Annotated in this window: 14 protein-coding genes; 7 read left to right on the top strand and 7 right to left on the bottom strand. The window is 56.1% G+C overall.

What is annotated here, in order from left to right:
- Nucleotides 1–16 precede the first annotated feature (16 nt).
- Nucleotides 17–1327 carry a dicarboxylate/amino acid:cation symporter gene (locus tag N0M98_RS11185; RefSeq protein ID WP_259617922.1) on the top strand — a complete coding sequence of 437 codons (1311 nt, stop codon included), beginning with the start codon at nucleotides 17–19 and terminating at the stop codon, nucleotides 1325–1327.
- 159 nt (nucleotides 1328–1486) lie between these two features.
- On the opposite strand, the gene N0M98_RS11180 is transcribed toward N0M98_RS11185, so the two are convergent.
- Nucleotides 1487–1825, bottom strand: coding sequence for a hypothetical protein (locus N0M98_RS11180; protein ID WP_249861485.1), 339 nt, complete (start codon nucleotides 1823–1825; stop codon nucleotides 1487–1489).
- A 238-nt stretch (nucleotides 1826–2063) separates the two neighbouring features.
- On the opposite strand from N0M98_RS11180, the gene N0M98_RS11175 reads away from it, so the two are divergent.
- From N0M98_RS11175 to N0M98_RS11165, 3 genes are all read left to right on the top strand, one after another.
- Nucleotides 2064–2810: an ABC transporter ATP-binding protein gene (locus N0M98_RS11175; RefSeq protein ID WP_249861484.1), complete on the top strand. Its 747-nt coding sequence runs from the start codon at nucleotides 2064–2066 to the stop codon at nucleotides 2808–2810.
- Nucleotides 2810–3991, top strand: a complete 1182-nt coding sequence (locus tag N0M98_RS11170) for an ABC transporter permease (protein WP_259617921.1) — start codon at nucleotides 2810–2812, stop codon at nucleotides 3989–3991. Before N0M98_RS11175 ends, N0M98_RS11170 begins: the two co-directional genes overlap by 1 nt.
- A 97-nt stretch (nucleotides 3992–4088) precedes the next feature.
- Nucleotides 4089–5042, top strand: a complete 954-nt coding sequence (locus N0M98_RS11165) for an alpha/beta hydrolase (RefSeq protein ID WP_259617920.1) — start codon at nucleotides 4089–4091, stop codon at nucleotides 5040–5042.
- Between the two features lie 493 nt (nucleotides 5043–5535).
- Here the strand turns inward: N0M98_RS11165 and N0M98_RS11160 are convergent, their stop codons facing one another.
- The 5 genes from N0M98_RS11160 to N0M98_RS11140 all read right to left on the bottom strand — a co-directional run bounded on the left by N0M98_RS11160 (nucleotide 5536) and on the right by N0M98_RS11140 (nucleotide 10102).
- Entirely contained in the window at nucleotides 5536–6279 is a 744-nt protein-coding gene (locus N0M98_RS11160) for a hypothetical protein (protein WP_249861481.1), read from the bottom strand.
- A gap of 21 nt (nucleotides 6280–6300) precedes the next feature.
- Nucleotides 6301–6699: an STAS domain-containing protein gene (locus N0M98_RS11155; protein ID WP_259617919.1), complete on the bottom strand. Its 399-nt coding sequence runs from the start codon at nucleotides 6697–6699 to the stop codon at nucleotides 6301–6303.
- Complete coding sequence (locus N0M98_RS11150) at nucleotides 6696–7205, bottom strand: ATP-binding protein (RefSeq protein ID WP_259617918.1); 510 nt, start codon at nucleotides 7203–7205, stop codon at nucleotides 6696–6698. The genes N0M98_RS11155 and N0M98_RS11150 overlap by 4 nt, the downstream gene beginning before the upstream one ends.
- A 6-nt stretch (nucleotides 7206–7211) precedes the next feature.
- A complete protein-coding gene (locus N0M98_RS11145) occupies nucleotides 7212–8912 on the bottom strand; it encodes a PP2C family protein-serine/threonine phosphatase (protein ID WP_259617953.1) in 1701 nt (566 codons plus the stop codon).
- A 173-nt stretch (nucleotides 8913–9085) separates the two neighbouring features.
- On the bottom strand, nucleotides 9086–10102 hold the full coding sequence (locus N0M98_RS11140) for a Gfo/Idh/MocA family protein (protein WP_249861478.1): 1017 nt from the start codon (nucleotides 10100–10102) through the stop codon (nucleotides 9086–9088).
- A gap of 193 nt (nucleotides 10103–10295) precedes the next feature.
- On the opposite strand from N0M98_RS11140, the gene N0M98_RS11135 reads away from it, so the two are divergent.
- Both N0M98_RS11135 and N0M98_RS11130 read left to right on the top strand, forming a co-directional pair.
- Complete coding sequence (locus N0M98_RS11135; protein ID WP_249861477.1) at nucleotides 10296–11126, top strand: AraC family transcriptional regulator; 831 nt, start codon at nucleotides 10296–10298, stop codon at nucleotides 11124–11126.
- Between the two features lie 107 nt (nucleotides 11127–11233).
- Entirely contained in the window at nucleotides 11234–11719 is a 486-nt protein-coding gene (locus tag N0M98_RS11130) for a hypothetical protein (RefSeq protein ID WP_259617917.1), read from the top strand.
- 67 nt (nucleotides 11720–11786) lie between these two features.
- Here the strand turns inward: N0M98_RS11130 and N0M98_RS11125 are convergent, their stop codons facing one another.
- On the bottom strand, nucleotides 11787–13073 hold the full coding sequence (locus N0M98_RS11125; protein WP_259617916.1) for a glycoside hydrolase family 18 protein: 1287 nt from the start codon (nucleotides 13071–13073) through the stop codon (nucleotides 11787–11789).
- A gap of 198 nt (nucleotides 13074–13271) precedes the next feature.
- Here N0M98_RS11125 and N0M98_RS11120 point away from each other — a divergent pair, with 198 nt between their 5' ends.
- Nucleotides 13272–14213, top strand: coding sequence for a S66 peptidase family protein (locus N0M98_RS11120; RefSeq protein ID WP_249861474.1), 942 nt, complete (start codon nucleotides 13272–13274; stop codon nucleotides 14211–14213).
- The last annotated feature ends 297 nt before the right edge of the window (nucleotides 14214–14510 follow it).

The raw sequence follows: 14510 nt of genomic DNA, 5'->3' as shown, positions 1-14510 counted from the left end.
AAAAGAGGGGTCATCCATGCGAATCAACTTTAAAAACTTGACCGTGCAGGTGCTGCTCGCCATCGTCGTCGGTATTTTGATCGGTCAGTTTTTCCCGTCCTTCGGCGTTCAGCTTAAAGTTCTCGGCGATATTTTCGTCAAGCTGATCAAAATGATCATCGCGCCGATCGTCTTCTTCACGATCGTCATCGGCTTCGCCAATATGGGCGATATGAAAAAAATCGGGCGGATCGGCGGCAAAGCGCTGATCTACTTCGAGGTCATAACGACGTTCGCGATGGCTATCGGCATCGCCATTATGTATCTGGTCAAGCCCGGCGCCGGCATGGATATCAGCAATGTCGGCAAGAACGCCGCCGACGTCGCCAAATACGCCAAGCAGGCCGCCGAAACGCCGCACGGCTTCGTCGATTTTGTCGTCAGCGTCATCCCCGACAGCGTCGTCGGCGCCCTGGCGAAAGGCGACATGCTTCCGGTGCTGTTCTTCTCCGTGCTGTTCGGTCTCGCTATGGCCGGCATGGGCGACAAGGCCAAGCCGGTAACTGCATTCTTCGAGAAAATGAACGAAATTTTCTTCCGTCTGGTCGGCATCATCATGCGCATCTCCCCGTTTGCGGCCGGCGGAGCCATGGCTTATACGATCGGCAAGTTCGGCATCGGCTCCTTGTTCTCTCTGGGCAAAATGATGGGCTCGGTTTACATTACGATGTTCTTGTTCGTCGTCATCGTGCTCGGCGCCGTTGCCAAAATATACGGCTTCAGCATTTTCAACCTGCTGAAATACATTAAGGAAGAAATTTTACTCGTGCTCGGCACCTCCTCGTCGGAATCGGCGCTGCCCCGTCTGATGCAGCGGCTGGAGAAATACGGCTGTTCCAAGTCGGTCGTCGGCCTTGTCGTTCCGACCGGCTACTCCTTCAATCTCGACGGCACTTCAATTTATTTGTCGATGGCCGCGCTGTTCATCGCGCAAGCTTACGGCATCGAGCTCTCCTGGATTCAAATTTTGACCGTGCTCGGCGTGCTGATGCTTACTTCCAAAGGGGCTGCGGGAGTCACCGGCTCCGGCTTCATCACGCTGGCCGCTACGCTCGCCGCAGTGCCGGGCAATGTAATACCGATCGAAGGCATGGCGATCCTGCTCGGCGTCGACCGCTTCATGTCCGAAGCGCGGGCGATCACCAACCTGATCGGCAACAGCGTTGCGACCGTCGTCATCGCCAAGAGCGAGAAGCAGTTCGGTATCGAAGAGCCGACCGCGGAGGCAGAGGCAAGCGGCCTGTTCTCCGGCGAAAGCGGCAAGCTGGCAGGCGCATCCGAAGCATAAGAAAAGCGTCTATCGCCGTTCTTTCCAAGAGGAGCGCCCGCGTTCCGAGCCGGTTTTAACGTTAAATAATCAATCCCATGGTTCCTCCCTGAATAAGGGGAATCATGGGATTTTGAATTTGCTTGGCTGACGCGCGATGGTCCATTGCGGCAGCGCAAGCTACCGGGAAGACGCGGCCCCCCGCCTCATCATCAGCGCGCTTGCCAAGTAAGCGAAAGAAATCGGGCCGTATACAGCGAAAATTCCCGGTGTCATAAGCAAATACAAGCTGACCGGGGCCGACCAGACAAAAGCCGCCGCCAGCAAAACCGGCTGCTTGATCGTTACCCCGACGAGTGCGATAACTGCCGGCGCGAACAGCATGAAAAACGTAATCCATACCGCATCCGGCTGAGCATCGCCGGAATACGGATTGGCATAATGAAGCATATACCAGAGAACCATCGCCGTTAACGAAGCGATTCCCCCGACCGCAGCCGACGCTTTGCGCAAAACCATCCCAACCGCCCCCTCCCGTAATATCCTCCCGTCATGCATTACAATCAAATAATCCGCTGTTAAATTAAACGCTCGAAACACGTGCAAAGTTCCATGCTTCGCCCAGCCGCCGGCGGTTTGGGCTCTGCAAGACAGCGGATCTGAACGGCCTTCCGGCCCGCTACGGAGCCCCGACTGGAAATAAGCCGCCATTTCCGTTAGTCTAATAAGATATAAGCCCCTACGAGGAGGTTACCGCATGAAAGCGATCCTGGAAGTCGATCACGTTACCGGAGGCTACAGCCGCCAGCAGCCCGTGCTGCACGATCTGTCCTTCCATATGCAGCCGGGGGAAATGATCGGGCTGATCGGCTTGAACGGCGCCGGCAAAAGCACGACGATCAAGCATATTCTCGGACTGATGCTGCCGCATAAGGGAGAAATTCGGCTCAAAGGAAGCACGCTTGCGGACTCCCGGGAGCAGTACCGCAAAACGTTCGCTTACGTTCCCGAGAGTCCTTTATTATATGAAGAATTGACGGTTCAGGAGCATCTGGAGCTGGCCGCGATGGCCTATCAATTGGACAAACCGACGTATGAACAGCGGATGCGCCCGCTGCTTGAGCAGTTTCAGATGGAGTCGCTAACCGGCCGGATGGCTTCGCATCTGTCCAAAGGAATGCGCCAAAAAGTCATGATCATGTGCGCCTTCCTCGTGCAGCCGGAACTGTATATTATCGACGAGCCGTTTCTCGGACTCGACCCTTTAAGCATGCGTTCGCTGCTTGAGCTGATGGTGAGCGTGAAGCAGAGCGGCGCCTCCATTCTGATCAGCTCGCATATTCTCGCGACCATCGAGCGTTACTGCGACCGGTTTCTGGTGATGCATCAGGGCAAGCTGATCGTATCCGGCCCCGTTCCCGCCCTGCAGCAGGCGGCCGGGCTGCCCGGAGCGCCGCTGGATGACGTATTCTACGAATTGGTCACAAGGGGCGGTTCGCGGTAATGGATATGAAAGCCTTGTACCGCCGGCGGACAGCGGGATTTCTGCAAGAAATCCTCCCTTATCTTCACTACGCGCTGCAGAGCGCGTCGATGGCCGCGCTGACGGCTCTGCTGCTATTTTCCATCGGGTACCATCTGTTCCTTCAATGGGTTACGCCGGCCTTTCCCTGGCAGCTGCCTGCCGCCGCGCTCATGTGGATTATGCTGATGTCGGGAAAAGTCCGCACGTATTTGCAGGAAGCGGACACGCTGTTTCTGCTGCCGCAAGAGAAGGGAATGGCGCTCTATCTGCAAGCGGCGCTGCAAAAAGCGCTTATGCTTCAGCTCGCCGGGGCGATTGCCGCCTGGCTGATCGTATGGCCGCTGTACGCCAAAATGACCGAGGCCGCCGCCTCCCGGTTCGTCCTGCTGCTGCTCGTGTGGGCCTTGTTCAAGGCCGCACTCGTATACGGCAAATGGTTCGAGCAGCAGCTGCAAGAGCCTGCCGCGCGCCGCTGGCTGGCGCTGCTTCGCTGGGCGCTGTCCGCCTTCGCCGCCTACGTCGTTATCGCCTTCGAGCCCCCTTACGGCATTCTGCTGCCGGCCGCAGGCTTGCTTCTTTATCTCGTCTGCCTTCGCTGGCCGCGCAAATATCCGGTTCACTGGATGCAGCTGATCGATCTGGAGAAGCGCCATCGCGCCGCGGTATACCGGATATTGAACTGGTTTATCGACGTGCCGCAGGTGCAGGGCAAGGCGCGTAATACCCGCTTGTCCATCCAGCGCTGGGTCAAGATTCCGTTCCGCGCGGAATCCGCCTATGTTTATTTGTACTCGATCGTCTGGTTTCGTTCGGAGCTGTTCGGCATTTCGCTGCGCATCACCGTTATCGGGGTATTGCTGCTGCTATCCGTGACCGGCACCTGGCCGGCGGCCGTCGTCTATATTGTCGTCGCCTTATTCAGCGCCTTGCAGCTCTCGGACTTGAAGCGCTATTACAAGGAGCATTTATGGCAGCGCATCTATCCGCTGCCCCCGGAGCTGCATAAGCGTTCCGTCGGCATCGTGCGCCGCGCCGTACACCTTGTCATACTGGCGATTCTGTTTGTTCCCGCCGGCTTCTCCATGGGCAGCTGGCTCCAGGCGGCCGGCCTGCTGCTGCTTGGCGGCGCCGCTTCCTGGCTGTATCACCGGTACCGGTAGCGGCTGAAGCCGAGAAAACGCTGTTGCTGCCGGGCAAGGTATCGTATAATGATACATGCGTTTTCATTTACTACCGGTAGAAAGGAAGCACTTTCCTATGCGACCCACTCCCGCAATTACAAGAGCGGCCCGACCCCGAAGGACACTTCGCCGCAGAACGCTGTGGACGGCGGTACTGCTTGTCCTAGTTCTCGCGATCGGCACCGTCCTCGCATCCGTTTACGTCGGCCGGCAGCTGACGCATCCCGCCCGCTTGGCGCTTTCGGAGTCGCCCGAGAGCTACGGGCTCGCCTTCGAGGACGTTCAATTCGCAAGCAGGACGCAAGATGTGAACCTGAAGGGCTGGTTTCTTCCCAGCGTATCCGAGCCGGCCAAGATGAACATTATTATGGCGCACGGCTACCGCAAAAATCGGCTGCAAGCGGACGCCGAAGCCCTGCAGCTGGCGAAAGCTTTGGTAGAGCAAGGCTATAACGTGCTCATGTTCGACTTTCGCAACTCCGGCGAATCGGAAGGCACTCTCACCTCCGTCGGCTATTTGGAGAAATACGATCTATTGGGAGCCATCGATTGGATGAACGCGCAGCATCCGGGCAAGATTGCCCTGCACGGCTTCTCCATGGGCGCGACGACGGCGCTGACAGCGGCCGCGGACGAGCCGTCCGTTGCGGGCGTCGTGGCGGACAGTCCGTTCAATCAGCTGACCGCCTACCTGAAGGAAAATTTGCCGGTATGGTCCCATCTTCCGAATATTCCGTTCACGCCGCTGATCTTGGGCATTTTGCCGCCGCTTACCGGCATCGATCCCGATCAGGTAGACGGGCTCGGAGCGGTCGACCGGATCTACCCGCGGCCGATTCTGTTTATTCATAGCGTTGACGACCATTCGGTGCCGTACCGCAACAGCGAATCGCTGTGGTCCAAGCATAAGGACCGGTTCGAGCTGTGGCAAGTTACCGGCGCCGATCATGTGAAGGCCCATGCCGTTTATCCGCAGGAATACGAAGCGAAGGTCATCGGCTTCTACGATAAGCTTGCGGAGCAGCAATAGTCCGCATGATGTAAAAGTCCGCTGCGGCGCCATTCGATCCTCCCATCGCTGTTGAAACCGGATTTTGGGGACGGTTGTTTCCTTTTTCCAGTGTAACGGACACGGGGGAGCTAAATTCGCCGCATACAGACGCTTTTTAAACGTAACGGTCACCCTGGCGCTTACATAGCTCCGAATGGCTTTCTAAGGCGGCTTTGTCAACAAATAGCTGCAGCTGTGTCCGTTAGAAATCCCAAAAGGCCGATAGCGTTGATATAACGGCCGCTGTGTCCGTTGCGAGTGTGATCCGCGGACAAAGGAGAACGCCGGCGCTTCTCCAGACTGCGCTCGCTTGCTCCATCTTCTTTTCACCACGCTTTAAAAGTGAAAAGCGTGGTGATTTCGTCATGTCCTGCGGCCAGTTGTTCCACTCTTTTAAAAACAAGCCCCTTCCGCCGCCAATCCGTCTTACCGGTCCCGCCGCCGGATTGGCAGCAGGGAAGGAGCCTGCCGGCTACTGAATCCGCACCGCTCTGCCCCGCTCCGTATCCGCCATCGCCACAATACCGAGCTGTTCGAGCGAAGCCAGCACTTCGCCGAGCTCCCTTACCTCGAACTCCACGCCTTTATACACGAGCAGATCGACCAGCTCCAGCAGCGTGACTTCGTAACCGCTCTGAAAGCTCGTTTGGATCAACACCATGAGCTCGCGTATAAGCCGCTTATCCTGGCTGACCAAAAAACGCGACTTGATCGCCGCAAGCTCGCTATTGAACTTGCTGCGGTATACTTCGGCGATGTCTTTTTCCAGCTCCTCCGGCACATCCAATCCTTGCTCGCGCAGCACTTCAAAAACCGAATCGATATGCGCCGAAGCCTGCTCCGCAAACCGGTTGAAAGATTCGAGGATATGTTCGTTATAAGTCCGTGTGTCCTGCTTCAGTGCAAGCAGTTCCTCCTTCATATGAGCAAATTCGTCGACCTTGTCGATGATTCTTCCCAGCGCTTGCTGGACTAGCATATTATGGCCCGAGGCTTCCAATGCTTGAACATAGGAATACACCATCGCCACTATCGCCAGCAAAATGGTGGAGAGCGCCGAGCCGAACGAGATCTGGTCAATCAGCTCGCGAGCGGAACCGAATTTCCAAGACAAGGCCCCGATGGTAACGATCGTCAAATCGATGATGATGAAGCTGAAGATCAGATCCTTTCCGGTCATTCGGTCCGTCCATGACTGCTTCGGATTCATTGCCATTCATAGCACCTCCCCTTTCCGTTACGTCCCGTCGCCCTTCAGCAGCCGGACGGCCTCATCCAAAGTGGAGCAAAGTGGAATCAGCGCATCCAACCGGGCAATCAGCAGCAGCTCTCTCATAAGCTCATCCTGTACCACAATCGTCATTCTCCTGTTTCCCTTACAATACGTTTTCATAAAATGGATCAGTATCCCCATGCCCATACTATCGATTAAAGTCAGCCGCGATAAATCGAAAACATAGCCTTCGCACGGCTCGACGATCTGACTCAGTTGTTCCTTCGCTCTGGCTTCAAGGCCGAACGTCAGCTTCCCGGCGGCGGCAATATGCTGGTAAGCCCCGATTCGCTTGCTGTCAAAATGAATGAACGTTCCTTTATCCCGTCCCCTGCCGCGAGGATTACCCAATGAACCGCTCATGCCCATCGCCTCCTTCGTTTTCTTAGCTCGATCGTAATTTGCCCCCTCTCGTCCTGGTCGAAGGTCAGCTCATCGGATAATCGCTTGGCTATGAGCAGCCCTCTTCCCCTTTCTTCATGAAGCAGGTCATCCAGTGTCATGCCGCGCATCGAATGAAGCCTCTGAACGGCGGAAGGCTCGGCGCGATTCGATATGGTGATCACGATATCGCTCTCGACCAGCTCCATTTTTAACGAAATGGTGCAGCCGCTCCCTGCCGCCTTCAACTCGCCGCTCCTATCCGCAAGCGAAGGGCCCTGTTCCTCCGCGCCGCAAGCGCCGTAGGCGCCTGAGCAGCCGTACTGGCTAAGGGACGCCTCCACCGCATTAATCACCAGCTCATGCACGGCAAAGCATAGTTTTCTATACTGCGGAACCCCGGTATATTTCAGAAAACTTTCCGTCATTTCATCCGACAAATCGATAAATTTCCGGGAGGGCTCGCTTTCAATCATCATCCGCACCATCAAACGTCACTCCTTATCCGCTCTCATTGGCTGCTCCTTTAAATCCAGAACGACTACGCAAATATCGTCCGGCTTGCACTCGGTCTTCCGCAGTTCCTCCTCCAGCTCCCTCATGAAGCAATCCGCATCCTCGCCGGCGCATGCTCTCAATCGTCTCTCAATCCGTGCCGACGTCTCCGCCGGCGATGCCCGATACAGCTCGAACAAACCGTCGGTGAACAGCACGATTCTCGCTTTGCAGGCATAATCCGCAACCCCTTGGCCGAACCGGGCTTCGGCATCGATTCCGAGCGGAATGCCACCGCGCCGAAGCTCGGTCATATCCGCATCATCCGCAAGCATAACCCCGTAAGGATGACCGGCATTGACGTACTCCACGCGTCTGTTCAGAGCGTCGGCCCTCAGGCAGACCGCCGTACAATAAACGCCCCCTTTGCCCGCCTCCGAAGGAAACAGCTCGCACATACGGCCGTTCAGCCGCCGGATGATGGCTTCAGGTTCGGACGTTCCGAACGGAAGCGACTGTACGTAGGAATGCATATACATGCTGACCAATGAAGAGGACACGCCGTGTCCCATCACATCCATAAGCAGAAGGACGACCGTATGCCGGTCCACGAACACCCATGTATACATATCTCCCGACACTTGCGCGGAAGGTATGTGCATCCCCTTGACCGCTATAAACGAATTTTCCGCCGGCACCGGCAGCACGGATTGCTGAATGCGCTTGGACAACCCCATATCATAGCGTCTTTGCTGCTCGCTCAGCTTGCGCTCCGTAATATCGGTCAGCGTGCCGAACATCCCGCCGGCCGGGCCCTGCCCCTTCTTTACAAGCTCGGCGTACAGCTCCACCCATCGATAGCCGCCGTCCTGTGTGACGACCTTCGTTTCCATCCTGCATGACGACAGCGCCCCGCTCCTTATCAGATTCATCTGGCTGCGGACTTCGTCGCGGTCCTCCGGGTGAATATAATTCAAAACGCTCGTCTGCAGCGCAGCCTCCGCCGGGAAACCGGTCATATCCGACCACGCCGGATTCAGGAATACCCACCTGTCCTCGCGATCGGTCAAATAGACGACCTCCCGCACTTGGTCCAGGGCCGCCCGGCTCGTCTCCGCCAGCGCCCGAAGCCCTTGAAGCTTCATCCAATGATCGATCGCCCAAAAAGCGATGGACCCTCCGGCGAGAGATACCGCGGCATTGCGACCGTTCAGCAGCCATTGCTGCGCCGCACCGGAAGTTGCGGACAACGCGGGCAGCGCCGCGTATGCGAGCGTCTGAAGCAGGTTCGCAAGGTGGAACCTCGACGCGCGGCTCCACGGAAGCCGCGAAGCCAGGCCGCAGATCAGCGCGACCAGCAGCGGCGATAACGACAGAACAATCGGCGCGTCCGGACATGCGCCGCCCAGTCTCTCCGCCAGAATGACGGCGGCGACGGACGCCGATAACATTCCTCCGAAAGCCGCTGACAGCGCAACGGCCAAGCCGCATAGGCTCCATCGCAAGCTTTCTCCCGTACCGGGAGATGCCAAAGGGACAAAATACAGCAGCAGCGCTCCTATCGTTCCGAAGAGCAGCCCTGCGCCAAGCCTCGTTAAAACGGGGGAATCCGGGGACAGGGGCGGCCTTAACCACCATTTGGCAAACACAAATAAGAACGCAAGCGCCAAGCAAACGTTCGTCGCATCTGTTTGGATCATCTCCGGCACCTCAGCCCTCCTTTACGCCGCTTGTACTATACGGTATGAAGCGAAGACGCCGATTGACTCCATGAATGGAGAGGTAAGTTCCAACTATTTTTTTTCGCAAAAAACAACGGCAAAAAACCGCCCCGAACAATCGGGACGGTTTCGTATCATACCGGCGTGATCTTTTATTCGTATACGATTTTTTGGCCGGTACGGGATGATTCGTAGATGTCCATGACAAGGCTAAAGCCTTTGTACCCTTCGGGTCCGTCGATCCAGAAATGCTTGCCTTCCAGCACATGCTCGTAGAAATCGCGGATTTGATATTGATGGCTCATGCCCCAGTAGGCCTTCTCGCCGAGATCGTTTTTGACCGGCTCCGCAAGCACCGTGACCTGATCGTCCTGCTGCAAGTAGAGCGTATCTCCGCGCAGGGACAATGTCGCTTGCTCGAATACAAGCTCGACCTCGATCGGGGCGCTTTTGCCGTAAGCGTTGGTTGCATAGAATACCGCCCGCACGCCGTTCTTGAACTGGATGAACGCATGAGCGGAATCCTCGACCTCGATAACCCCTTCCAGCGAATCGTTGGAAATCGTGCCCTTGACGCTTGTCATCTCGCCGCCGAGCCACTGTAGCAGGTCCAGCGTATGGATCGCCTGATTGATCAGAACGCCGCCGCCTTCGGTAGCCCACTTCCCTTTCCACTCGGTTTCGTAATAACCGGGGCCGCGGAACCAGGTTACGATCCCTTTCATACACTGCAGCTTGCCGAATTCGCCGGAATCGACGGCTTGTCTCATGCGAACCGAGGAAGGATTGTAACGGTTTTGGAAAATGACGCCGAGCTGCACTTCCGGATGCTCCTGGGCCGCCTGCAGCATCGTCATTGCGGAGGCTTTGTTCTCCGCCATCGGTTTCTCCGTCAATACATGCTTGCCCGCGCGGAGGGCGTCCACCGTCATCGGGGCATGCAAATAGTGGCCTGTGCAAATATGAACCACTTGAATGTCTTCGCGCTTCAGCATTTCCTTGTAGTCCGTGTAATAATCGCAGCCGTACTCTGCCGCCGCTTTTTGCGCCAAGCTTTCATTAATGTCCACAACCGCCTTAAGCTCTGCCAGTTCCAGTCCTGCGATCGCTTTCAAATGGACGCCGGAAATAGAACCGCAGCCAATAATCGCTGTACCCAATGGTTTCACGGTTTCACCTGATTTCGTTGAAGTTGAGCGTCGCTGCTGCAACGGAGCTCCTCCCAACCATCTGCGGAGAAGAAACTCGTCTAGCTTCGCTTTCAATACCATTTTATAATGAAGTATAATAAAAACAAATTCCTTGCTTCAATTGCCGTTTTTATTGCTTTTTTTGACTTTTTTTCGTTCGAGGTGATCCGCCATGCGCATTCATCATGAAATTAAAGGAATTCAATACGGGCACCGGCGCATCGAGCAGCCTCCGAAGATGGATTTCCACCTTCACGACCGGTTCGAAATTTATTTTTTCATCGCCGGGGACGTGCAGTATTTTATCGAAAAGTCGGTATATCCGCTCGCCTACGGCGACCTGCTCATTATGAACAACCGGGAGCTGCACAAGGCGACCTTCCGTTCGGACGCCCCTTATGAAAATATCGTGATCCATTTTGACCCGGAGGCGATTCGTCAGCTCACCTCCGCCTTTGCCTTCGATCTGCTGGATTGCTTTACGAACCGCCCGCAAGGGGAGCAAAATAAAATTCATTTGCACCCCCACCAGCTCGAAGAGATCGTGGCCTTGTATCATAAAATGGATTCGTTGTTCCAAGAGCCGGACGACGGCTCCGAACTGCTTCTCGCCGCCTATTGCACCGAGCTGCTTGTCCTGCTGAACCGCGCGTTCCGGCATAACTTCTCGCCGCTGCCTTCCTCCGTCGCTCCGGAGAAGCTGGCTCCCGTGCTCGATTACATCGACCACCATCTGGATCACGATTTGTCGCTGGAGGCGCTGGAGCAGCAATTTTTCATGAACCGCTATTATTTGAGCCGGCTGTTCCGCCAAAGCACGGGAAGCACGATCCATGAATATATTTTGCTGAAGCGAATCGCCCGGGCCAAGAAGCTGCTCTTCGAAGGGCATAATGTCACCGACGCCTGCCAGCTGTCCGGGTTCAACGACTATTCCAATTTCATCCGTATGTTCAAACGTTTCGTCGGCGTGCCGCCGGGCCAATACCGCAAGCAAAAATAAGGCAATCCGCCATTGACGAGCGGGCTGCCCTCATAGTAAGATGATCCATGGCAATTCACTAATTCCGATGTTAATACATAGGTATCGAGGTAAAGGACGTTGTTGAGTTGAACGTAAAGATTTGGATCATCTGCTTTTATTTAATGGTTATTTATTGGATTTCCCGGCATATTCCCGATGTGAGAGCCATCTTCTTCCCGACGCTCGGCGCTTTTTCTTATTTGTTTATCAGCCGCGCCTTCTCCGTTAAAGAGTTCGGCAAGATGATTGCCGGCGCCGCGGTCGCGTCGCTGGTCAGCTCCGCGCTTTTTTTAAGCCATACGGGTCTGCTGTCGCTTCTGTTAGCCTCACTGTTCGCGATACTGATCATCCGCAAGTTTCATTTGAACGCGCCTCCCGTGCTGGCGATTGCGCTGATTCCGTACTTTGCGGAGCCGGCGCAGGTATGGACGTTTCCGCTTGCCGTGCTCGCTTCGCTTGGCGGCCTGCTGCTGCTCTTATCGATCGCCGAAGTGGCGCAAGTCGTCTTCCTTCGTTCGGACTTGCGGCTTCTTAAGAAAAAAGGCCAATCGATGGAAAGCGGCAACTCATAGATGACGCTGGACAAGCCCGGTTCGAAGAGAGCGATTCCCTTCAGCCGGGCTTTTCTGCGCGGAACGCTCATCGCTTGACGACCTCGAAGTTGTCTTCGATAAGCAGCCAATTTTGCGGGAAAGCGAGCCCCAGCTTCCAATAGCTGACCCCGCGAAGGCCGAGCTCCTTCACCAGATCGAATTTGGCTTGAATGGAACGGGCATCCTCGAACCATACGACATGCCTTCGCCCCTGGCGATCCGTGTATTCAAAATGGGGGGCTTGAGCCGTCCGGTCGAATCGAATCGCTTCGTTATGGTCCCTCGCCAACTTAATCGCCTGCTGCGGGCTGATCGCCCGGGCAAATTTCCCGCCATGCACGTAAGGCAGCGTCCAGTCATAGCCGTATAAGTTTTGCCCCATCATGATTTTGGACGCCGGCATTTCCGTCAGCGCATATTCCAATACTTTGCGCACCGACGGCAGCGGGGAGACCGGCATCGGAGGGCCTCCGCTGTACCCCCACTCATAGGTCATAATGATGACGAAATCGGCTATTTCCCCATGCGCTCTATAGTCATGCGCCGTATACCACGCTCCCGTCTGGGCGGCGCTCGTCTTCGGAGCCAGCGCCGTCGACATCAGGAAGCCTTCGCTGTGAATGCGCGCGGCCGCCCGGCGCAAAAAAGCGTTATAGGCCTCTTTATCCGCAGGCCGGAGATGTTCGATATCGAAATGAATATCGCGGAAGCCGAGCCGCTTGGCCGTTCGGATGATCTCCTCCAGCAGGCGGCTTTGCATATCCGGGTCGTGCAGCACCAGCTCCCCCAACCGGGCGCTGAACTGACTGCCCTCCAAATTCGTTACGACCATCATCATCGTGACTCCCTGTCCGGCCGCGATCGAAGGCAGGTCGTCCAGCGGCGGCTCCTGCAGGGTGCCGTCTCTGCGAATGCGGAAGCTGAACGGAGCCAAATAGGTCAGATGCGGCGCCGCTTCGGCGGACGCTGTCCTCAAAGCCGCCGATACGTTATGTCCATGGGGCTCGACGTAAGCGTTTATTTCCGCGGCACGCCGAGGGCGTTGCGGTATGTACAAGCGGCTGCCCGGCCGCAGCGCCGCCTGCGGAGCCAACTGATTGGCCTGCGCCAGCGCCGACTCCGAAATGCCGAACGTCCTGCCGACGGAGCTCAGCGTGTCCCCCGAGCGGACCCAGTAATACATGCCCGCGATCGGAATGACGAGCGCTTGCCCTACAACGAGCCTCCCCGGCTCCGCCAGCTTGTTGGCTTCGGCAATGTCGTGCATGGAAACCCCGTACATGCCGGCGATACCGTAAAGCGATTGCCCCGATTGCACAACGTGAATTTGCATACGGTCTCCTTCCCAAGCATCGGGATGCTGTACCCCGTTACGCTTTATGCCGATTCTTTCCTATGTAACATTCTATTCCGCTCCCTCCTTGCAGATGTTCGAGAAGATGAGCGTAATTGATAATATATTTGCATACATATGAAGTATGGGAACGACCTCTGATCATCCTTTTATTACAGAACGGGAGGAAGATTCAAAATGGCGATTCATCCCCCTCTATTACAGCCCGGAGATACCATCGGTATCGTTTCGCCGGGGAGCCCTCTTCCTGCAGATCAAATCAATCTAGGCATCACCATATTGAAAAGTATGGGTTTTCAAGTAATCACCGGAAATTATGTCTACGCCAGCAACGGCTTTCTCGCAGGAACCGACCGGCAGCGCGCGGCGGATGTGATGTCCATGTTCGCCAACCCCGCCGTGAAGCTGATTCTTCCCGCGCGGGGCGGCGTCGGTGTGGCGGGCATATTGCCTTATTTGGACTACCGGTTCATTTCCGCGAATCCGAAAATCGTCTCCGGCTATAGCGATGTGACCGTACTGCTTAACACTCTGTATCAAAACAGCGACCTGCTCACCTTCTCCAGCCTGATGCTGCTCAATTTCCGCATGGATACGCCGGCATACAACTACGATCAATTTTTCGGGATGGTCTCTTCCGCGTCCGTACCCAAATTCGTGCTTAATCCTCCGGGCATCCCCTTGGTCGGCAAAGTACCGGGAAGAGTCTCCGGCACTCTGATCGGGGGCAATCTCACGTCGTTGACGGATACGCTCGGCACGCCGTATGAGATCGACGCGCGCAGCCGCATTTTATTCCTTGAGGAGACGCATGAGCCGATCAACAAAGTATACCGGATGCTGAATCATCTGAAGCTGGCGGGGAAATTCAACGATTGCGTCGGCATCGTCATGGGAGAATGCACGGAATGCGGCGTTTCCTACGGCAAAAGCTACGACGATCTCATCAACGATTTCATCGTCCCGCTGGGCAAGCCGCTGCTGACCAATCTGTCCGCCGCTCATGGTACGTACAAAGCGGCGGTACCTATAGGCGCTTTGGCGCATCTCGATACGCAGAGCTCGAACCCTTCGCTGGCTATTATGGAGCCTACGGTCAGCGCCCCGGCATCGGCTTGATGCAGCCGGTCCGTCTTCAAGCAATCGTTCCCGGTGAAGCCCCGCCGCGGACACGCCGCCATGAACGATGTACATATGGAAATGTCAGGCGCAGCGAAGCTGCGCTTCGAGGCAAATCCCCGCTGCTTCCGGGAGGGCCTGCGGCTTGCGGCCGAAGCGGGAACAAATCCCCCAAAAGCCATCCATGCCGCTGACGCGGCACCATTGATGATGAAAATGGGGTTGGTACTAACAAAAAACGTTAACACTGCTACTATGGCTGGCGAGGAAGGTCGGTTCACTTTGGTGTCCTGAACC

The organism is Paenibacillus doosanensis (genome assembly GCF_025060755.1).
GTDB classification, from domain to species: Bacteria; Bacillota; Bacilli; order Paenibacillales; family NBRC-103111; genus Paenibacillus_S; species Paenibacillus_S doosanensis.
The sequence above is the reverse complement of the archived record's forward strand: the minus strand, read 5'-3'. Positions and strand labels throughout refer to the sequence as shown.